Below are 20,345 nucleotides of genomic sequence, written 5' to 3'. Positions count from 1 at the left end.
TCTTAGTGGTCTGCCATAACATAGTTAAAAAGCGTGGCTCCAGCTGCTTTGCCACCGCTAAAGCACTGAAATTGCAACGGATTGTGATGCGCCACGGGCAGCCGTAAAGCGGGAGAAATACGTAAGCGCACGATTCTTATGGCACTTTGGGACAAAAAATCGTCAAATTGCCGCTGGGCGGGTGATACAAGGCTTACACCCAAGGTTTGCGTGAATACGCGCCTATGCGTTAGTGTGTCGGTCCCGGCGCAACAGATGTGGCGCCGGTTCCATGATTACCATACGGGAAGTGCTATGAACAAACAGGAACTGATTGATGCAGTCGCCGCAGCGACGGGCGAAAGCAAAGCGGCCACCGGCCAAACCATCGACGCTATCGTCGAAGCGGTGACCAAAGCCGTGGTGGGTGGCGATACGGTGCAACTGGTCGGTTTCGGTTCTTTCTCGACCGGCGCGCGCGCAGCACGCGTGGGCCGCAATCCCTCGACGGGTGCCGAGATCCAGATCGCGGCTGCCAAGACGGTGAAGTTCACCGCCGGCAAGGCATTCAAGGAAGCTGTCAACGCGTCGTAATGCAACGCGCCTTGCGCTGGAGCATCCACGCGCGCTGCTAAAGCAGTGCGGCGCCCGATGCATCGGGTGTGAGGAACTACGCGCTGCCCAACCCCGGTGAGGGTGTTAGATCGGTGGTTGGTGCGGCGTGTAGGGTGCCTTATGGTGCATAGCCGTGGTTTTTTGCTTCTGGTTTGCGTCATGCACGCTCGCCTCCCAGCCGTCGGTTACGGTTATTGGTTGCGCGAGATCGTGCAGGCCGCGTTGGCGAGTTCAGCCCGCGCGTCGCTTCCGGGTCGCCTCCGCCAGCGTCTCCAGCACCGGTTCGGTCTGCGCCCAGCTCACGCAGGCGTCCGTAATCGATACGCCGTAACGCAGTGGCACATCGGCCTTCAGATCCTGACGGCCTTCTTCCAGATGACTTTCAAGCATGACGCCGACAATGCGGCGCTCGCGCTGCGAGAGTTGCTGCGCCAGATCCTGCACCACGTCGAGTTGACGCAAATGCGATTTGCCTGAGTTCGCGTGTGAACAATCGATCATGACCTGTTCGCGCAGGCCAGCCGATTTGAGTGCAGCGCAGGTTGCTTCAACTGACGCACTGTCGTAATTCGGCCCTTTCTTGCCGCCGCGCAAGATAACGTGCGCGTCGTCATTGCCACGCGTTTCGAAGATCGCAGCCATCCCCATCTTGGTCATACCCATGAACGCGTGACTTGCGCGTGCCGCAACGATCGCGTCCGCGGCGATTTGCACGCCGCCGTCCGTGCCGTTCTTGAAGCCGATCGGGCAGCTCAACCCTGATGCAAGCTGCCGGTGACTCTGGCTCTCCGTCGTGCGCGCGCCGATAGCGCCCCACGCGATCAGATCCGCGATGTACTGCGGGCTGAGCAAGTCGAGAAATTCGGTGGCCGTGGGCAAGCCGAGACCATTGATGTCGAGCAGCAGTTGTCGTGCGAGACGCAACCCTTCGTTGATGCGGAAGCTGCCATCGAGACGTGGGTCGTTGATATAGCCTTTCCAGCCGACCGTGGTGCGCGGTTTTTCGAAGTAAACGCGCATGACGATCAGCAGATCGTCCTTGTAGGTCTGTGCCGCGACCTTGAGCTTGCGTGCGTATTCGATCGCCTGATCGTGGTCGTGAATTGAACACGGACCGACGATCATCACGAGCCGGTCGTCACGGCCGTGCAGAATGTCGGCGATTTCCGCGCGGGTTTTCTCGACGAGCGTCTGCACCGACGGCGGCACACGCAACTCGTCCTGCAGCAGGGCGGGCGAAATCAGCGGACGTACCGCGCCGATACGAACGTCGTCGATGCGGGTGGTGTCCTGGGTGGCGTCGGCCGAGCCGACTTCCTGATCGTGCAAAGGATTGTCGATGGCGCTCAAAATATTCTCCCGGACTTTGGGTGTTGGGGTGGTCTCACGGCCTGAATGTGTGAGTGTTGGTGCGTCAGTGCGTCAGTTGGCTGCCGGGATTATGACACTCGCGCGTGCAGGCCGGATGACCGTTATTCGAGGCGTTTGATCAGCGCCATGGCGGCGGCCGGATTGCGTTCCTTGAAGCCGCTGATGACGTAGAGGTAGACGTCGCGCGCTGTGGTTTTCGCGGGGGCTGCGGCTGATGTTTCCAGGTCGTCCGGTGTCGTGCCGGCGGCGAGTTGGCGGGTGCGTTCGACCCAGACGTCGAGGGCTTTGGGCGAATAACCTTTAGCCTCCTTGTCGCTTGTACCCATGATGCGGGCATAGACGAATGGCGCGGTGATGTCGGCGATTTGCGGGTAGTCGCTGTCGGCTGCCAGCACGATGGCGACTTTGTACTTTCTGGCTAGTGCGATGAATTCGGGGGTCTTGAAGCTGTCGTTGCGGACTTCGACTGCGTGTCGTAGTTTTTGGCCTTCTATGCTGGCGGGCAGCAGTTTCAGGAAGGCCTCGAAGTCTTCCGGGTCGAACTTTTTGGTGGTTGCGAATTGCCAGTTGATTGGGCCTAGTTTCTGTTTTAGCAGGAGCAGGCCGCTGGCGAGGAAGCGTTCGATGGTTTCGTCGGCGTCTGCCAGGACTTTTCTGTTGGTTGCGTAGCGGGGGGCTTTTAGCGAGAAGACGAAATCTTCCGGCGTTTCCTGGTACCACTTTTCGTAGCTTGACGGTTTTTGCAAGCCGTAGAAAGTGCCATTGATTTCTATCGAGGTGAGGTTTTTGCTCGCGTGCTCGAGTTCACGGCTTTGCGTGAGGTCTGTTGGGTAGAAGGTGCCTCGCCAGGGGGCATAGGTCCAGCCGCCTATGCCGATTCGGATTTGTCCGGTTTTTGCTGATGGCATTTTGTTGGTCCTCGTTGATCCTCGTTGGGGCTCCGCCGGGAGGGGTAGATTAGCGTATTTGTTTGTGGTTGGTTTTTTGCCTGTGCGGCGCTTGTCTGTGTTTTTGTGGTTTTGGCCTTTCCTTGAATTGATATTGGATTATTAGCGTCGCCCCTGTGCGGGGCAGGCACCTACTTTTCTTTGCCTGCTGCAAAGAAAAGTAGGCAAAAGAAAGCAGCTCACACCGCTAGCTTTTAAGCGGGTCCCTCGCGCAGTCACGGTAGTGGTGCATCTGGAATCCGTGCTCTCGCACACTCCGCGTGAGTGACAAGGGCGTCATACTTCCGGCGGCGCTGCGCGCGCCGAAGCGCACCTCATAGAACCGATCACTACGTGTTCGTACCTGCGCTTCGCTCAGTATCGTAGCCCGCCACCGCCACCGCCACCGCCACCGCCACCGCCACCGCCACCGCCACCGCCACCGCCACCGCCACCGCCACCGCCACCGCCACCGGCATGGCAACCGTGTTTTTTCGGTTTGTGGTTTTATACTTTGATTGGCGAATGGAGATTGTTTTTGGATACATGGGCGTTTCGCAGAGGCGAAGCCGATGGCTTCCGCCACGTTCAAACGAAGCCTCTGGTTTCCCATGCAGACCCATCCGCGACGCACGCAGTGCGGAGTGGGAGCTGATGACTTCCTTGTCACTTACGCAGAATGGGCGAGGGCATGGATTCCAGATGCACCACTGGCTCCTCCAAGCCAGGGGACCCGCTTAAGAGTTAGCGGTGTGAGCCGCTTTCTCTTGCCTACTTCTCTTTGCGGCGGCAAAGAGAAGTGGGTGCCTGCCCCGCACAGGGGCGACGCTAATAGACCAATAAGAATTCAAGGAAAGGCCAACGCCATAAAACCACAAACATCAAGCGCCGCGCAGGCAACGAAACAAGCAATGCCTAACGCCACAGGCAAACCAGCAAACAAAGCGCCGCGCAGGCAAAAAAACCACTATTCACCATCACCACGTGCAGCCTTTTCAAACCGCCGGTTAGCCTCAGCCACCTCAGCCCTGAACTGCTGCAAAGCACTAACCGCCAAATCCGGCGGCATAAGCGCAGCCCACAAAACATCGATCAACTGATCCGCGGTAGCGTCAATATCAATGTGCCGATTAGCCAAAGTGGCATCCCAAAGCACATGCTCCATCGGTCCGAACACCATCGACCGCAGTAGCCTCAATGGCATATCGGCCCGAATCTGCCCAGTCTCCTGGCCCTGCGCCAACACCCGCATCAAGGGAGCCGTATACCGCCGCTGTAATTCCGTCAGCGCCTCACTCAGCTCATGATGCCGAGCCCGGCCCTCGGACAACACCAAAGCACACAGGTCAGTGCCATTGACCAGCATCAAGCGCAAATGCGTGCGCACAATAAAAGCAAATTGCTGGCGCACGTTGCCATCACGCGGCAAACCGGACTCGATTGCCTCAATGATTTCGTCGTACCAGTCGCCGATCACCCGCGCGCATAACTCGCGCTTGCCGCGGAAATAGCTGAACACGGTCGCCTCGGAAATGCCCAGGCGCTGCGCAATCTCCGCCGTCGTCGCGCGCTCATAGCCCTTTTCGGAGAACACGTCGCGCCCCGCCTGCAATATCTCCTTCACGCGCTGCTGCGACTTGCGCCCGGCCGGCCGGCGGCGCGAGGCAGGTAACTCAGCCTTCAAGGCAACCGTCATATGAGTCCAGTTCAGTTTTGTCGGGCCGATAGCCCCATGACGGCGATCCTATCACGCTATAGAACTGTCTGGACTGAGTCTGACCATTTCTGAGTGACACTCAAAAATACCTATTGACGCTTACGTAAATCTAGCGTGAAATGCGCCTTGAACGTTTCGCGTCTCGTGCGGAGCGATGAGGGTGGCCCATAAGGCTGCCGTCGTCCGCTGAGTCGCACTCAGACGAGCCGGCACCTACCCAGGCTGGCCGGCCGCCAACGAACTCTGGAGACACAGCAATGAGTAACCTGCCCGGTTTGCAATTCCCGCTCGGCGAAGAAATCGAAATGCTGCGCGACAGCATCGCGGGATTCGCTGCCAAAGAAATCGCTCCGCGTGCCGCGGAAATCGATCGTACAGACCAGTTCCCTATGGACCTGTGGCGCAAATTCGGCGACCTGGGCGTGCTCGGCATGACGGTCTCGGAGGAGTACGGCGGCGCGAATATGGGCTACACGGCGCACATGATCGCGATGGAAGAGATCTCGCGCGCGTCGGCATCGGTCGGTCTCTCGTACGGCGCGCACTCGAATCTGTGTGTCAACCAGATTCATCGCAACGGCACGGCAGCACAAAAGGAAAAATATCTGCCCAAACTCGTTTCCGGTGAGCACATCGGCGCACTCGCCATGAGCGAGCCGAACGCGGGTTCTGACGTCGTCAGCATGAAGCTGCGCGCGGACAAGAAGGGCGATCACTATGTGCTGAACGGCACGAAAATGTGGATCACCAACGGCCCGGATTGCGACACGCTCGTCGTCTATGCAAAAACCGATCTCGAAGCGAATTCGCGCGGTATTACCGCGTTTATCGTCGAGAAAGGTATGAAGGGCTTCTCGGTTGCGCAAAAGCTCGACAAGCTCGGTATGCGCGGCTCCCACACCGGTGAACTGGTGTTCGAGAACGTGGAAGTGCCGGAAGAAAATATCCTCGGCCAGTTGAACGGCGGCGTGAAGGTGCTGATGAGCGGCCTCGATTACGAACGCGCCGTGCTCGCCGGCGGCCCGACCGGCATCATGGTCGCGGTCATGGACGCAGTCGTGCCGTATATCCACGACCGCAAACAGTTCGGTCAGGCGATCGGCGAATTCCAGCTGATTCAAGGCAAAGTCGCCGATCTGTACACCACGCTGCAAGCGTGTCGCGCGTATCTCTACGCAGTGGGCCGTCAACTCGACACGCTCGGCAACGGACATGTGCGCCAGGTGCGGAAGGACTGCGCGGGCGTGATTCTCTACACCGCAGAAAAAGCGACGTGGATGGCTGGCGAGGCGATTCAGATCCTCGGCGGCAATGGCTATATCAACGAGTATCCGGTGGGCCGTCTGTGGCGCGATGCGAAGCTCTATGAAATCGGCGCGGGCACGAGTGAAATCCGCCGCATGCTGATCGGCCGCGAACTGTTCGCTGAGACGGCTTGAGTTACGGCACCGCGCATCGCGCTGCTTAATGAATCACTGTGGAGCCACCGCGTGATCATTGCAGCCTATGGTGCACTACAACGCACGACCCAGCGCAGCGTCCCTGCAGGCCTGCAAGAAGCGGCGATAGCAACCACCTTGCATGGGATCGGAGCGCTCTGCATGGGACCAGAGTAAGTGCTAAAGCACTAACTCTGGTCGACACAGGAGAAGGCAAGCAATGCCGATCATCGAATCAAAGCTGAATCCGCGCTCGGACGACTTCCGCACCAATGCGGCGGCGCTCGAAGTACTGGTCGCCGATCTTCGCGCGAAGATCGAGAAACTTGCGCTGGGCGGCGGCCAGGCGGCACGCGACAAACACACGGGCCGCGGCAAACTGCTGCCGCGCGAGCGTATCGAGAAACTGCTCGATCCCGGCACGCCGTTTCTCGAGTTCTCGCAACTCGCCGCCAATGGCATGTACAACGACGACGCGCCGGGCGCGGGCGTCATCACCGGCATCGGCCGGATCGCGGGGCAGGAGTGCGTGATCGTCTGCAACGACGCGACGGTCAAAGGTGGCACCTACTATCCCGTCACTGTGAAAAAGCACGTGCGGGCGCAGGAAATCGCTGCCGAAAACCACTTGCCGTGCGTCTACCTGGTCGACTCGGGCGGTGCGAATCTGCCGAATCAGGATGACGTGTTCCCCGATCGCGATCACTTCGGCCGCATCTTCTTTAACCAGGCGAATCTGTCGGCGGCAGGCATTCCGCAAATCGCCGTCGTGATGGGCTCGTGTACGGCAGGCGGCGCCTATGTTCCCGCCATGAGCGACGAGTCGATCATCGTCAAGAATCAAGGGACGATTTTTCTGGGCGGTCCGCCGCTCGTCAAAGCCGCAACCGGCGAAGTGGTAAGCGCCGAAGACCTCGGCGGCGGCGACGTGCATACACGTCTGTCGGGTGTGGTCGATCATCTCGCGCAGAACGACGCACATGCGCTGGGTATTGCGCGCAGCATCGTCGGCAATCTGAATCGCACGAAGCAGGTGCCGGTGGCGTTGCAGGAACCGAAGCCGCCGCGCTATGACGTGAAGAGCATGTACGGTGTGATCCCTGTCGATACGCGTAAACCGTTCGATATCCGCGAGGTGATCGCGCGTATCGTCGACGATTCTGCTTTCGACGAATTCAAGGCCCGCTACGGCACCACGCTCGTGACCGGCTTCGCGCATATCTGGGGGCATCCGGTCGGCATCATCGCGAACAACGGTATTCTGTTTTCGGAGTCGGCGCTCAAGGGCGCGCACTTCATCGAACTGTGCTGTCAGCGCAAGATCCCGCTGGTGTTCCTGCAGAACATCACGGGTTTCATGGTGGGCCGCAAGTACGAAAACGAAGGCATCGCACGTAACGGCGCGAAGATGGTGACCGCCGTGGCGACGGCGAAAGTGCCGAAATTCACGGTGATCATCGGTGGTTCGTTCGGGGCCGGCAACTACGGCATGTGCGGCCGCGCGTATTCGCCGCGCTTCCTGTGGATGTGGCCGAATGCACGCATCTCGGTGATGGGCGGCGAGCAGGCGGCGTCGGTGCTGGCCACGGTCAAGCGCGACGGTATCGAAGGCAAGGGCGGTTCGTGGAGCGCGGAAGAGGAAGAGGCGTTCAAGCAGCCGATCCGCGAGCAATACGAACATCAGGGGCACCCGTACTACGCGAGCGCGCGTCTGTGGGACGACGGAGTGATCGACCCGGCGCAGACACGCGACGTGCTCGGTCTCGGCCTCTCGGCGACGATGAACGCACCGATCGAAGACACGCGTTTTGGCGTGTTCAGAATGTGACAGCGCGCTACGCGCAGGAGCTGCAACGATGCAATACGAAACGCTGAATCTCGCGTTTTCTGGTCAGATTGCCACGGTCACGCTGAATCGGCCGGACGTGCGCAACGCGTTCAACGAAACGATGATCGCCGAGGTGACCTCGGCCTTCACGGCACTGAACGCGCGTGATGACGTGCGCGCGGTCGTGCTTGCCGCGAACGGCAAAGCGTTCTGTGCGGGCGCTGATCTGAACTGGATGAAGAAGATGGCCGGTTACTCGGACGCCGAGAACCGTGCCGACGCGATGCTGCTGGCGAACATGCTGTCGTCGATCTATCGCTGCAACAAGCCGGTGATCGCGCGTGTAAGCGGCGACGCCTACGCGGGCGGCATGGGTTTGATCTCGGCGTGCGATATCGTCGTCGCGGTGGAGAGCGCGCGTTTTTGCCTTTCGGAAGCGCGTCTCGGTCTGATACCGGCGACCATTGCGCCGTACGTGATCCGTGCGTTGGGCGAGCAGGCGTCGCGCCGCTACTTCATGACCGCCGAGCAGTTCGATTGCGCGACGGCGTTTCGCCTGGGCCTTGTGAGCGAAGCGGTGGGCATGGAGCAACTCGACGCTACCGTGCAGCAGATTGCTGAAACGCTTTGCGCAAACGGTCCGCAAGCGGTGCGTGCCTGCAAGCAACTCGTGCAGGACATCGCCGGGCACGAGTTGAACGAGGCCATGATCGAGGATACGGCCGCGCGCATCGCGCGCACGCGAGCCGGTGCGGAAGGCCGTGAAGGCGTCACGTCGTTCCTCGAAAAACGCACGCCGTCCTGGCGCAGTTGAAGCGCCACGAAGGCACCTATTCCGAGGCGCAGGCCGGCCTTCACCAGAACAACAGCCCGAGAACGGAACGAGACACCTCATGTTCAACAAGATCCTGATTGCCAACCGCGGCGAGATTGCGTGCCGCGTCGCTGCGACCTGCAAGCGGCTCGGCATCGCGAGCGTGGCCGTGTATTCCGATGCGGACGCCAACGCGAAACACGTGGCCGCCTGCGACGAGGCGGTGCATATCGGCGGATCGACCGCAGCGGAAAGCTACCTGCGCGTCGAGCGCATCATCGAAGCCGCACGCGCAACCGGCGCACAGGCCGTGCATCCGGGCTACGGCTTCCTGTCGGAAAACGAAGACTTCGCGCATGCCTGCGAAGCGGCCGGCATCGTATTCATCGGACCGCCGGTCGAAGCGATCGCCGCGATGGGCTCGAAGGCGGCCGCGAAGGCCCTGATGCATGCAGCCGCTGTGCCGCTCGTGCCGGGTTATCACGGCGACGATCAGGATCCGCAGTTGCTGCATCGCGAAGCCGATGCGATCGGTTATCCGGTCTTGCTGAAAGCGAGCGCGGGTGGCGGTGGTAAGGGTATGCGCGTCGTCGAGCGTACTGAAGACTTCGCGGCGGCGTTGGCGTCGTGCAAACGCGAAGCGGCCAGCAGTTTCGGCAACGATCGCGTGCTGATCGAAAAGTATCTGATGCGGCCGCGTCACGTGGAAGTGCAGGTGTTCGCGGACCGTCACGGCGGCGCGGTGTACCTGTTCGATCGCGACTGCTCGGTGCAGCGGCGTCACCAGAAGGTGCTGGAAGAGGCGCCGGCACCGGGGCTATCCCCGGAAATCAAGCGCGAGATGGGCGAAGCAGCAGTGGCCGCCGCGCGTGCGGTGAATTACGTCGGTGCCGGCACGGTCGAGTTCATCATGACCAGCACGGGCGACTTCTACTTCATGGAGATGAACACGCGCCTGCAGGTCGAGCATCCGGTTACGGAAATGGTGACGAGGCAGGACCTGGTGGAATGGCAACTGCGCGTCGCGGCCGACGAACCGCTGCCGCTCACGCAGCACCAGCTGAAAATCGACGGCCATGCGATCGAGGCGCGTATCTACGCCGAGCATCCTGCGCGTGGCTTCCTGCCGTCCACCGGCACGCTCAAGCATTTGCGCATGCCCGAAGGCGTCGAATTTTCCATCGGCGAGCCGGACCGCAAAGCGTCGGTACGCATCGACAGCGGCGTGCGCGAAGGCGACACCATCACGCCGTTCTACGATCCGATGATTGCCAAGCTGATCGTCCACGGTGCGACGCGTGAAGAGGCGCTCGCGCGTCTGAACCGCGCGCTGCGTGCCTGTGAAGTGGTCGGCCCGCACACCAACGTCGAGTTCCTGCAACGCATCGTCACGAGCGAGCCGTTCGCGACGGGCGATCTCGATACGGGTTTGATCGAACGTCATCACGATGCCTTGTTCGCGGCCGTGAAGAAGCCCTTCAAGGAAGCGTTGGCGCTCGCCTGCGCCGCGTTGCTGACGCGCGAAGGTGGCGCCGCGCATGGAGCGTCGCCGTGGGACGCACTATCGCACTGGCGGCTGAATAGTGGCTACACGCAGACGCTCGGCTGGCGCAATATCGGCGATAACAGCGACAACGAAAGTGCATTCACCGTCACGTTCGCACGCGACAGCGCCACGCAAACGCTCGAACACGACGGCGTGCGCGAGGACTTCACGTGGTCGAACGGCACAGGCCAGCACGAATACCGCGCGACGATCGGCGATGCGCGGGTAACCGGGCGCGTTTTCATCGACGGCGATACGTTCCACGTGTTCTGCCTCGGCGAGACGCTGGCGTTCGAGTGGCAGAACCTGCTCGCGCATGCCGCGGATGCTGAAGGCGGCGAAGGCCGGTTGACCGCGCCGATGCCGGGCAAGGTGATCGCGGTGCTGGTTGAGCCGGGCACGGTGGTGGAGAAGGGCACGCCGCTGATCGTGATGGAAGCGATGAAGATGGAGCACACGATCGGCGCACCTGCGGCAGGCACGGTGTCGGAAGTGCTGTATGCGGTCGGTGATCAGGTTGCCGATGGGGCGCAACTTCTGGTGCTGGATGTAGGGTAACCGCGATGCCTAAGCGAGGCGCGCGTAGCCTAAGGTGCGCGCTTCGCTTTCGAGGTGCTCGATCCGTTCGTAGTCGGTAAGCGGCAATGCGGAAAAGCCCTTCAAACGCAGGCGTTTGGCGCGCTCGGGCTGTGCAAGGTACGCTTCATTCAGTGCCTCGCGTAGCGACTCGATCGTCGCGGGCGGCACGTTGTTTGAGGCGATCAAGGGCAAACCTGGCGATGCTGCCGTCACGCCGATCTGGCGAACCTTTTGCGCCAGTTCCGGCAATTCATCGCAGACAAAAGCGAACGTTACGCAGTCGATTGCGGCGACGTCCGCACGATTCGCAGCCACCGCCCGCAACGATCCGAGATGCGAACCGGTGCGCAGGACCACGCTGAAAAACGCTGCTTCGCGCGCAAGCGGCGCCACCGCATGGCGAAACACGTTCATGCCGCTATTCGAATCGTCCTGATTGTAGGCGGCACGCGCGCCACGGCACGCCGCAAGCGAATCGAATGGTGCGTCCGCTCGCGTGACCAGTACGCTCGAATAATCCGCGCCTTCGCAGCCCGGGGCATCGAATCGCGGCGTTGCGATCAACTGAACGTGATCGTTTAAACCATGCATCAATGGAAAGCCGCAGGTTTGCGAGAGCAGTACGTTCGGGCGTTGCCAGAAGGCATGCAGTTCCTCGTCCGGCTCGACGATGCGACACGCCGGCTTCACCATGCGCAAGACGTCGTCCAGCCACTCGCGCCACGCGGTGGCAAGCGCGGGCGTCACGTTGTACATCGGCAGGGCGGCGATCCAGGTCATGGACGCAATTCTGGCATATCTAATGTCTGACCATTCGGAATTCGTCGAGCCCCAACCGCACGGGTTCGGTCTCTCTGAAGGGCCATTTGCACTCCACCACCTTCAATATCTCCAGTTGCGCGTCTTCGAACGCGACAAGGAGGTCACGGCGCCGTTTGCTCGCCGCGCCGCAATAGCTCATGAGTGCCTCGGCGCTGACCTCGAAAATCTGTACCCGATCGTCAAAGCAGACCCGGAATGCGACGGTCGCGCATTCCGTGACACAGGGCCTGAATCCTTCATCGACATATACCGACATGGCAACCTCCCGCCGCATGCGTGAGTAATCAGGATGATCGGCTGCAAGCTTTCGGTATGTGGGAAAACCGGCATTTGGTCTGAAAATGCCTGGCGCCGGCTTTACCTTGCCGGTCGGAAACAGAACTCATCCGTGTGGAAGCATACGGTGTCGGATTACGCGCCAGGATGTCGGGCCCGTCATTCAGAGTTCTAGCGACAGACCGTTCTGCGCTGTGGCTTCATTGGCAAACGGTCGTCCCATGCAGATGAGCGCGTGGCCTGCTTCGACCGGTGCGTCGGTGGCTTCCTGGTAAGCGACGCGCCCGTTCAACACGCGCGTGGCGCATGTGCCGCACATTCCGGAGCGGCAACTCGACTGTGCAGCGATGCCACAAGCCTCCGCGAATTCAAGTAGCGTGCCGTCCTTCGGTAGCCATTGAACGGTGCGTTGCGATCGCGCGAACGTGACGGGTATGCCGACCTCAGCGTTTTCCGATGCGTTTGTGGACGCCGAGTCTTGCGTAAGCGCCGGTGGGTTCACAGGCAAGCGTTTGACGGACGCCGGTCCGAACGTTTCGAAGCGGATTCTGTTATCAGCGACGTTAAGTCCGCGCAATCCTTCATACAGTTCACGCATGAACGAATAGGGACCACATAGATAAAAGTCGTAGTCGTCGAAAGGCAGTGCGCGCTTGATTTCCGCCACGCTTACACGACCGGCCAACATGCTGGAAGGCGCGTGCATGTCCGGATCGGCGGCGCTATCGAACAGGTGCATCGAGACCGCGGGATGGCGCGCCGCAAGTTCCCGCAAGTGCGCACTGAACGGCCGTTCGCCGTCGCTTCGCGCACCATGGAAGAAATGCAGCGGCTTGGGCTGCGTATGCGACTCGCGCGCTGCGATTGCGTGATGCAGCATCGTGATCATCGGCGTGATGCCGATGCCTGCCGAAATGAACACGGCGGGGCGCGGACTTGCTGAGTCGTAAGTGAATGTGCCTCGCGGTGCCATGGCCTCGACCTGCGTGCCGGCGGCGAAGCGCTCGTGCAGCCACGCGGAGCCGACCCCGTCGCGCTTCACGGTGATCCGGTATTGCTGCCGGTTGCTCGCCTCAGACAGCGTATAGGTGCGCGTCAGCGGCTTGTCCAACCCGTCGACCGGCACGCGGATTGGCAAGTACTGGCCGGGCTCGTACGCCGGCAACGGCCTGTCGTCCATCGATTCAAAATAGAACGAACGGATCATGGGCGTTTCTTCGTGCACGGCGACGATCCTGAGCTTCTTCCATGGCGATTCGAATGGTCGGGCGGGCAGGGAATCGAGCGGTGAGGCCGACAGGGAATCGGGCAGCGAATCGGCCACTGAAGCGGGCATCACAAACTGCGGCGCATAGGCGACGTCAGACCAGCGAAACGGCAACGCCTCGCGGCCGCGCCGCACTTCCGTAATACGAAAGCGGACAACGCGCTCGGCCAGAGGAAAGTCGGCCAGTTCCGCGCCGTCCCAGATGATCTCGGCGAGGGCGGCGATATACAGCAGATCGCCGCTCGCAAAGTCTACGAACAACAAACCCGCGCGTGGATCGTGGAGCAGATTGCCTAGAGTGTTGAAGAAACGGTTGCCGCTGAAATCGGGTGTTGTCAGCGTGGTGGCGTCATCAATGCGGACGAAGCCCGGCATGCCGCCGCGATGCGAAACATCGGCGCCGCGCGCTGGGCCGGCTTCTTCGCTGACGTTCGCGCTGGCGATAAAAAAAGTATCCGCGTTGGCCAGTAATGCGCGGTCCGCTTCGCTGAGTTCGGTCGTTATCTCAACGGCTGTCCGCGTGCTGGTTTCGCCGCGCGCAACGAATGTCGGCGTACGGCTCTGAATATACTTTGCGCAGTTGCCGAAGCTTTGCATGACCTCGAGCATCACCGTATCGCCATCTACCGACGACACGACACCGTTGACGCGATTGCGCCGGCGAGTCTGCGCTTGCAGACCCAAACCGCCGATCATCATACCGGGCTGCCAGCGGCCGGCCAGTGGATCGCCCGGTAAAACACCGCCGTCGATCCGCAATGTGCGCGCGTCAGGCGACGACACAAACCCGGGCGCGGCCGCGCGGAGGGTGGCCCACGGCTGGCCGTTTGCATCGAGAGCGCCGAATACCATGAACGGCTGCTCGGAGAAAAACTGCCGATGCTGATCCGGCATGTAGCGGCGAATGCCTCGACGACCGCTAGACTCCGCCTCCTCGCTCACGCCTGCATGCCGCTGCGCCATGCGTTCGGCGGCGTGAAAGGGCGAGTCGGCGGCGTCCCAGGCTCGCGGCGTGCTGGAAGAGTGTTGAGACATGGCGGACTCGGGTTGTTGCTGCGTGCGTTTTGTCTTCGCTTAGTCGGCGAGCAGTCCCGCTTTCGTCGCCGGCATCGTAATGAAGCGCGGCAGCGCTTCGACACGACGAAGCCATGCCCGGATGTTCGGGTACGGTTCAAGCGATACGCCGCCTTCCGGCGCATGGGCGATGTAGGTATGCGCGGCGATGTCGGCAATGCTCACGCGGTCTCCTGCAGCGAACGGTTTGCTGGCAAGTTCCGCATCGAGCACGTCGAACAGCTTGAGGGCAATCTTCTGTGCGGTGTCGAGATTGAGCGGCGCGCCGAATACCGTCACCAGCCGCGCGGCGCATGGCCCATAAGCGATCTGTCCGGCCGCGAGCGAAAGCCATCGTTGCACGGCGGCGGCGCCAGGAGCGTCTTCCGGTAGCCATGACGGGTCGCCATAGCGTTTCGCCAGATAAACAAGGATGGCATTGGAATCGAACAGCACCGTGTCGCCATCTTCGATCGTCGGCACCTGACCGAACGGGTTGAGCTTCAGGTATTCGGGGCGGCGATTGTCACCGGCACGCATGTCCAGTTCGATCACTTCAAGTGGCAAATCGAGTAACGTCAGGAACAATTTAACGCGATGCCCGTGCCCCGAAAGCTGGGTGGTGTGAAGGCGGATCGGCTGGGCGGGTTTGGCGGCAGACATTGAAAGCTCCTGAATCGGGGAAAGCCGACACCCGTCGGCTGGAATGAGGCAAGCCTACCGTCCTGTGGCGTAGCGCGGAAGACTGCTAAGCTAGAAAACATAATCAATCGAAGATGGACAATCGGAAAATGGCAGATATACGGGATGTCAATCTGAACCGCCTTGCGATTTTCGTTGCGGTGGTGGAAGCGGGCTCCTTTACCGCGGCCGCGGTGCGTCTCGGACTCACGAAAACGATGGTCAGCACGCATCTACAGCGGCTCGAGCGCGAGATTGGCGCAGGCTTGCTGGTCCGAACGACGAGGCGGCTCAGCGTGACCGAAAGCGGGCGTACCTTCTACGAGGCAAGTTGCAAGATATTGCAGGCGACTGAGGAAGCGCTATCGGCCGTGTCGGGCGAATCGGCGCCGCTGCGAGGCACCTTGCGCGTGAGTGCGCCGATTGATTATGGGTCGTTGGTGGTGGCGCCGGCGCTCGTCGAGATGCGCAGCGCGTATCCGGAGCTCGATATCGAACTGGTTTGCAACGATCACTATGTGGATCTGATCGCGGAAGGCATTGACGTAGCGATCCGTCTGGGACAACTTGCCGACTCGGGCTATCGGGTCGTGAAAATTGGCGGTTTCGTCAAATGGGTCGTCGCGAGTCCGGCATTCATTGACACGTGGGGCAAGCCAAAGACGCCGGCTGCTCTCGCTGCTATGCCGCATGTCGCATTGTCGGTCTTGCCGCATCCGTTGACGCTGGATCTGCAGCGCGAGAAAGGCGCAAAACAAAGCGTACGGTGCGAAAACGCGATGCTGGTGAATGCGGCTGATGCAGCCCGTGCGGCGACGCTCGCGGGCGGCGGATTCGGATTGCTGACTGATTTTTCGATCTCGGCAGACGTGGCGGCGCGTCGGCTGGTCCGTCTGCTGCCTGATTGGTCCGGCAAGCCCAAGGGCATACACGCGGTATTTCCGCCTACCCGTTATCCGACGGCAAAGGTACGCGCGTTGATTGAGGTGATCAGGAGAAGGCTTGAATCGCAGGTGTCCGGTTAACGCTGGACAGAATTTCGCTTTCCGGATGTAAGGCGTGAGTGATCGAAGTCAGCGTGTGGGGCTGAAGTCAACGGTCTTGCCAGCACCGTCGACTGCACTGTAAAGATAGACCCATTTGCCACGAACTTGCCTCTACCCGGTACGCCGGTTCGTGCGATTTCGATATGCCACCGTGCAAATCCTGAAGCACGCCCGGACGAGCCGCGACACCATGATCGCAGTCAGCCCGAGGCCGTCGGCACACGTGCCTGCCGCCTCGTCTGTCCGGCTGACGATCAAGGCGCGGCAAACGGACTATTGTCGCTCCCCTTATCCGTGACGATGTACAGTTAATGGTCCGTCCATCTACTGTTACCTGGATAGTAGCGGGCAGGAAAACGGAGGCGTTATGGGTGAGCTAACAGGGAAGGGCGCGGTCGTAACCGGTGGCGGGCGCGGTATCGGCCTGGCATGTGCACGGTTGATTGCGCATCGCGGTGGATCCGTAGCATTGTTGGGCGAGGACCACGAAGTGCTGGAACTGGCAGCGGCGACGTTACGCACCGAAGGACTCAATGTCGTCGCTATCGCCGCCGATGTTGGCATCGAGGACCAGGTTGCCACGGCGATGGAACAGTCCGCAGCATTCCTGGGGTCGATCGACATTCTGGTTAATAACGCGGCGATTCAGCCCTATGGCACTGTTGCGTCGATGGGGCCCGCCGAGTGGGACCACGTTATCGGTGTCAATCTTCGAGGAACGTATCTGACATGTCATCACGCATTACCACACATGCTCAGGTTACAACGCGGTTCGATCATCAATATCGCCTCAGTACAGGCGCTTGCCAACCAGACCCGGGTCGCCGCCTATGCGACTTCGAAGGGTGGCATGCTGGCTTTAACGCGTTCTCTCGCAGTCGATTTTGGCCCTTCGGGCATACGTGCGAATGCCGTCTGCCCAGGCTGTATCGATGCGCCGATGACACGTTTTTCGGCTGCTAACGCCGCCCCTGGGCGAGAGGAGGAAATCCTCCTGGAATGGGGTAAGGCGCAACCGCTGGGCCGTATCGGGCGCCCAGAAGAAGTGGCCGAGGTCGTTGCCTTTCTGGCCAGCGATCGCGCAAGTTTTTGCACCGGAGCGGAGTTCAGGGTTGACGGGGGGCTGATGGCAAGCCTCGGCGTAGCACTGCCGGAGTGATAGAAACCATGACTGATCCCAATTCTTCGGTGTGTGCCCGCAACAGAGACCCGCAGATACATCGAGTCGCGGTCACGGAGCTTAAAGGGCTTGTCGTGCGGTTTGGCACGCAGGAGTAGTGCATAGGTCAGCTAGAAACAGATGTCACTGGATCTCGACGATTGGTGATAACGTCGACGCCAACGTGTGTCGTCGACAGTTACCCGGGCGTCCCTTTAGAACTTATGACGGATGCCGAAACTGACTATCTCTTGCGCGCTGGTCCCTGCTACACCATATGAGCCGATAGAAGCCTCTGCGTTGCTGACGGTGCCGTCGCTGTTCAACTGATCGCCACTGGCGTGCTGCCATGCCCCGACCAGGTAGACGTCTGTGCGCTTCGACAGGTTGTAGTCTGCACCCAGCGAAATCTGGTTATACGTGGCGCTCGTGTTGCCGCTCGCTCTCGTGTAGCTGTAGCCCAGCCCCAACAGCAACGCCGGCGTCGCCTGATAATTCAGGAAGGCCTGTCCGGAGTTATATTTTTCCGTATTCAGGAAAGCCGATTGGGCGTCAGCCTTATATTGCGAGTTGCTGTAGCTCAAACCGAACGTATATGGGCCCGCAACATACTGGGCCGCTACGCGCGCAATGTTGATCGACTTAGCCGTGTCGTAGCCGGAGTTGACTGGACCGTCGAACGTGCCGTCCGATGTCGACGACCAGCCTGTCCGTGTTGCGGCGGTGGTGCTCGCATTGTCTGCCACGAAGTAGCCAGCCGACAGCGCGAGCGGACCGTTGTTGTACGCTGCCGCCAACGACCACGTCTGCCCGGAACCGGTTTGTCCTGCGACACCACCCAGTGCATAAAGACCTTCGACTTGCAGACCGCCGAACACCGGCGACACATACTTCAGCGCATTGTTGGTACGCGAGCTGTTGTCATAGTTGTCTACGTCGCCTGCGGTTGCGAACGTGCTGCCGAAGTAGTTATCTTCGGTCATGCCCTGGACCTGGTCCACGAGCGGATCGTACTGGCGGCCAGCCGTAAAGGTGCCGTAGCGATCGCTTTGCAGGCCGACGTAGGCTTGGCGACCGAACTCCGACGTCGTGCCGTTGTAGCTACCCATCTTGCCGTTGTTAATATTGAAACCGTCCTCCAGCTGGAAAATGGCCTTCAGCCCATCACCCAGATCCTCTGTGCCCTTCAGCCCCCAACGACTGCCCGACAGGTTGCCGGAATAGAGGCCCACCTGACTGCTGCCGGTCGGCGTAGCGTTATGCGTGTACTGGATCGATTCATCGATTATCCCGTACAAGGTAATGCTGTTTTGAGCGTAAGCGACTTTGACAGCTGAAACTAGCAGCGCCAGAGTCACAAGGGACTTTTTCATTTCAGGTTCTCCGGGAATAAGCTTGAATAACGCAATGTCCGCTGCAATCGGATCGGCTGGAACAGCAGGATCCTCTTTAGGTGCGCATGAGACGTTGCCCTTACTATCCGGCTGGCTGACCAGCACCAGGCGGATGTCGTCATTAGCTCACAATGTTTTTCGCGAAGCGTTGGCAATGTGCCACAAGCGACTTACCCTTCCTTTCGTGATCCAAAGTTAGTAATCCGGGTCGTATCATGAGACAAATAATGGAGCCGGGTTGACTGATGCTGCGCGTCATCGCCGACGGCCCACGCGCGTTCGTAACGGCTCGGAATATATTGGTAATTAAACTGAGGTCAGCGATTGGTAGCATGTCGAAGTTGGCTTCATCACGGTGATAGTTGCTCTGTACACCTATTCATATAATTCTCGCTGCGTTCAATGTTTTCTCGAAAATTCATGGCCGCGGTGATTCTGCTGGCGCTGATCGCGCTCATGCTCACGCATCTACTCAGCGCGAAGAAAGGCAGGCGTGGCATGCCGCCGCAAGTCGTGACAGTGGCGCACGCGAAGCTCGGCTCGATGCCGGTGGTCCTCAGCGAACCAGGCACGGTGACGCCCACCTCGACCGTCACCGTGCTGCCGCAACTGAGCGGTTATCTGACCGCTGTCGGTTATCGCGAAGGTCAGGACGTACAGAAAGGCCAGTTCCTCGCTCAGATCGATCCGAGCCAGTATGAGATCAACAAGCAGCAGGCTGAGGCTCAACTCGTGAGGGACCAGGCGGGGCTTGCCCAGGCCCGCTCCGACCTCGCGCGCTATGCCGGGTTGAACTTGCGCAAGTCGATCGCAGAGCAGGTCTTCACCGACCAGCAGTTTCTCGTCCAGCAGAATGAGGCCACGGTTAAGTCTGATGAGGCCCACCACGTTGGAGTTCCCCGTTCCCCAAGTATCGCTCGCCCCTGTATTGCAACGTCTGAACAACGGCGCGAAGCTGTCCGTCACCGCTTACAACAGCGATAACACGAGACAGATCGCCACCGGCGTCCTATATGCGGTCGACAACCAGATGGCTTTTTCCACAGGCACGGTGAACTTACGGGCGAGTTTCGCCAACGACGACGAGGCGTTATACCCGGACGAGTTCGTCAACATCAAGCTGCTGGTAGACACGGTGCAACACGCCGTGCTGGTGCCGGCCCCGGCCGTACAAAGCGACGAGCGGGGCGACTATGTTTACCTTGTGAACGCGAACAACACGGTCTCCGCGCGTAAGGTCACGCCAGGTGCGGGCGACGGCATGAACACGGTCATTACGTCGGGCCTTACGGCCGGTAACACGGTCGTCACCGACGGCATGGACCGGCTCACAGACGGCGCGACGATCAAAATCGCCTCGACGGCGCCAATGGCGGCAGACAGCCCTTTGCCTGCGTCCTTGCCCCGATTTCATCACGGCCAGCGCAGGCATCCTGACTCCCGGATCAACGGTCAATGATCGCTTGCCTGAACCCCCGAAAGTTTCTGGAATTTTAATAATAGTTAAGCAGGTAGAAACATCCTTTCTGGCGATCAGAACTATGTCGGCTTCTCAAAGATAAATGCGCGAAAGCCATATGTCTTCCTGGTTAATACGTGCACAGGGAGCAACCGAGGAGAAGCGGGGACCTCAACGGCGTATAGCCAGGTATGTTCACCCGTACTGTCATTTTCTTCACGCCACGAACCTGGCCGCATCGATGCGACGTTGGCGGGCGTCGCTTATCGACAGATCAGGGAATCGCCCAAGGGTATAGTTGCAATCCTTGCCATCCAGCCGGTAATCAAATTCCACACCTTCGAAGCCAGGACCGGAACCCGCAGATACATCGA

The 20,345-nt window shown here is 60.1% G+C and carries 18 protein-coding genes; 9 read left to right on the top strand and 9 right to left on the bottom strand.

Translation table 11 applies throughout. The annotated features are described in order from the left end of the window. Positions 1-294: 294 nt before the first annotated feature. Entirely contained in the window at positions 295-573 is a 279-nt protein-coding gene (locus tag ACUN0E_RS15780) for an HU family DNA-binding protein (RefSeq protein WP_006049832.1), read from the top strand. Between the two features lie 252 nt (positions 574-825). On the opposite strand, the gene ACUN0E_RS15775 is transcribed toward ACUN0E_RS15780, so the two are convergent. The 4 genes from ACUN0E_RS15775 to ACUN0E_RS15760 form a co-directional block, all read right to left on the bottom strand. Continuing rightward, on the bottom strand, positions 826-1,944 hold the full coding sequence (locus ACUN0E_RS15775) for a 3-deoxy-7-phosphoheptulonate synthase (protein ID WP_445567193.1): 1,119 nt from the start codon (positions 1,942-1,944) through the stop codon (positions 826-828). A gap of 122 nt (positions 1,945-2,066) precedes the next feature. Further along, positions 2,067-2,873, bottom strand: a complete 807-nt coding sequence (locus tag ACUN0E_RS15770) for a DUF72 domain-containing protein (protein WP_445567192.1) — start codon at positions 2,871-2,873, stop codon at positions 2,067-2,069. 368 nt (positions 2,874-3,241) lie between these two features. Continuing rightward, entirely contained in the window at positions 3,242-3,439 is a 198-nt protein-coding gene (locus ACUN0E_RS15765) for a hypothetical protein (RefSeq protein WP_445567191.1), read from the bottom strand. Between the two features lie 419 nt (positions 3,440-3,858). Next, positions 3,859-4,587, bottom strand: coding sequence for a TetR/AcrR family transcriptional regulator (locus ACUN0E_RS15760; RefSeq protein WP_445567190.1), 729 nt, complete (start codon positions 4,585-4,587; stop codon positions 3,859-3,861). Between the two features lie 278 nt (positions 4,588-4,865). Between ACUN0E_RS15760 and ACUN0E_RS15755 the strand changes: the two genes are divergently transcribed. The 4 genes from ACUN0E_RS15755 to ACUN0E_RS15740 all read left to right on the top strand — a co-directional run bounded on the left by ACUN0E_RS15755 (position 4,866) and on the right by ACUN0E_RS15740 (position 10,793). Further along, complete coding sequence (locus ACUN0E_RS15755; protein WP_445567189.1) at positions 4,866-6,047, top strand: isovaleryl-CoA dehydrogenase; 1,182 nt, start codon at positions 4,866-4,868, stop codon at positions 6,045-6,047. A 220-nt stretch (positions 6,048-6,267) separates the two neighbouring features. Continuing rightward, on the top strand, positions 6,268-7,875 hold the full coding sequence (locus tag ACUN0E_RS15750; RefSeq protein ID WP_408337608.1) for a carboxyl transferase domain-containing protein: 1,608 nt from the start codon (positions 6,268-6,270) through the stop codon (positions 7,873-7,875). A gap of 28 nt (positions 7,876-7,903) precedes the next feature. Next, on the top strand, positions 7,904-8,689 hold the full coding sequence (locus tag ACUN0E_RS15745) for an enoyl-CoA hydratase/isomerase family protein (RefSeq protein WP_445567188.1): 786 nt from the start codon (positions 7,904-7,906) through the stop codon (positions 8,687-8,689). 79 nt (positions 8,690-8,768) lie between these two features. Next, positions 8,769-10,793 carry an acetyl/propionyl/methylcrotonyl-CoA carboxylase subunit alpha gene (locus ACUN0E_RS15740; RefSeq protein WP_445567187.1) on the top strand — a complete coding sequence of 675 codons (2,025 nt, stop codon included), beginning with the start codon at positions 8,769-8,771 and terminating at the stop codon, positions 10,791-10,793. Positions 10,794-10,802: 9 nt separating this feature from the next. On the opposite strand, the gene ACUN0E_RS15735 is transcribed toward ACUN0E_RS15740, so the two are convergent. The 4 genes from ACUN0E_RS15735 to ACUN0E_RS15720 all read right to left on the bottom strand — a co-directional run bounded on the left by ACUN0E_RS15735 (position 10,803) and on the right by ACUN0E_RS15720 (position 14,895). Then, positions 10,803-11,594 (bottom strand): phosphate/phosphite/phosphonate ABC transporter substrate-binding protein, encoded by a 792-nt coding sequence (locus ACUN0E_RS15735; protein WP_445567186.1) that lies wholly within the window; start codon positions 11,592-11,594, stop codon positions 10,803-10,805. 19 nt (positions 11,595-11,613) lie between these two features. Continuing rightward, positions 11,614-11,892, bottom strand: coding sequence for a hypothetical protein (locus tag ACUN0E_RS15730; RefSeq protein ID WP_408226615.1), 279 nt, complete (start codon positions 11,890-11,892; stop codon positions 11,614-11,616). 183 nt (positions 11,893-12,075) lie between these two features. Beyond that, positions 12,076-14,214: a pyridoxamine 5'-phosphate oxidase family protein gene (locus ACUN0E_RS15725; RefSeq protein WP_445567185.1), complete on the bottom strand. Its 2,139-nt coding sequence runs from the start codon at positions 14,212-14,214 to the stop codon at positions 12,076-12,078. 39 nt (positions 14,215-14,253) lie between these two features. Continuing rightward, positions 14,254-14,895 (bottom strand): glutathione S-transferase family protein, encoded by a 642-nt coding sequence (locus tag ACUN0E_RS15720; protein ID WP_445567184.1) that lies wholly within the window; start codon positions 14,893-14,895, stop codon positions 14,254-14,256. A gap of 128 nt (positions 14,896-15,023) precedes the next feature. Between ACUN0E_RS15720 and ACUN0E_RS15715 the strand changes: the two genes are divergently transcribed. Then, on the top strand, positions 15,024-15,938 hold the full coding sequence (locus ACUN0E_RS15715) for a LysR family transcriptional regulator (RefSeq protein ID WP_445567183.1): 915 nt from the start codon (positions 15,024-15,026) through the stop codon (positions 15,936-15,938). A 388-nt stretch (positions 15,939-16,326) separates the two neighbouring features. Next, complete coding sequence (locus tag ACUN0E_RS15710) at positions 16,327-17,118, top strand: SDR family NAD(P)-dependent oxidoreductase (protein WP_445567182.1); 792 nt, start codon at positions 16,327-16,329, stop codon at positions 17,116-17,118. Positions 17,119-17,333: 215 nt separating this feature from the next. On the opposite strand, the gene ACUN0E_RS15705 is transcribed toward ACUN0E_RS15710, so the two are convergent. Beyond that, entirely contained in the window at positions 17,334-18,491 is a 1,158-nt protein-coding gene (locus ACUN0E_RS15705) for a porin (RefSeq protein WP_445567181.1), read from the bottom strand. 441 nt (positions 18,492-18,932) lie between these two features. Here ACUN0E_RS15705 and ACUN0E_RS15700 point away from each other — a divergent pair, with 441 nt between their 5' ends. Both ACUN0E_RS15700 and ACUN0E_RS15695 read left to right on the top strand, forming a co-directional pair. Further along, a complete protein-coding gene (locus ACUN0E_RS15700) occupies positions 18,933-19,496 on the top strand; it encodes a hypothetical protein (RefSeq protein ID WP_445567180.1) in 564 nt (187 codons plus the stop codon). Then, positions 19,441-19,971 (top strand): efflux RND transporter periplasmic adaptor subunit, encoded by a 531-nt coding sequence (locus ACUN0E_RS15695; RefSeq protein WP_445567179.1) that lies wholly within the window; start codon positions 19,441-19,443, stop codon positions 19,969-19,971. Before ACUN0E_RS15700 ends, ACUN0E_RS15695 begins: the two co-directional genes overlap by 56 nt. Positions 19,972-20,345: the final 374 nt, after the last annotated feature.

This window comes from Paraburkholderia sp. D1E (assembly GCF_052682275.1).
The sequence above is the reverse complement of the archived record's forward strand: the minus strand, read 5'-3'. Positions and strand labels throughout refer to the sequence as shown.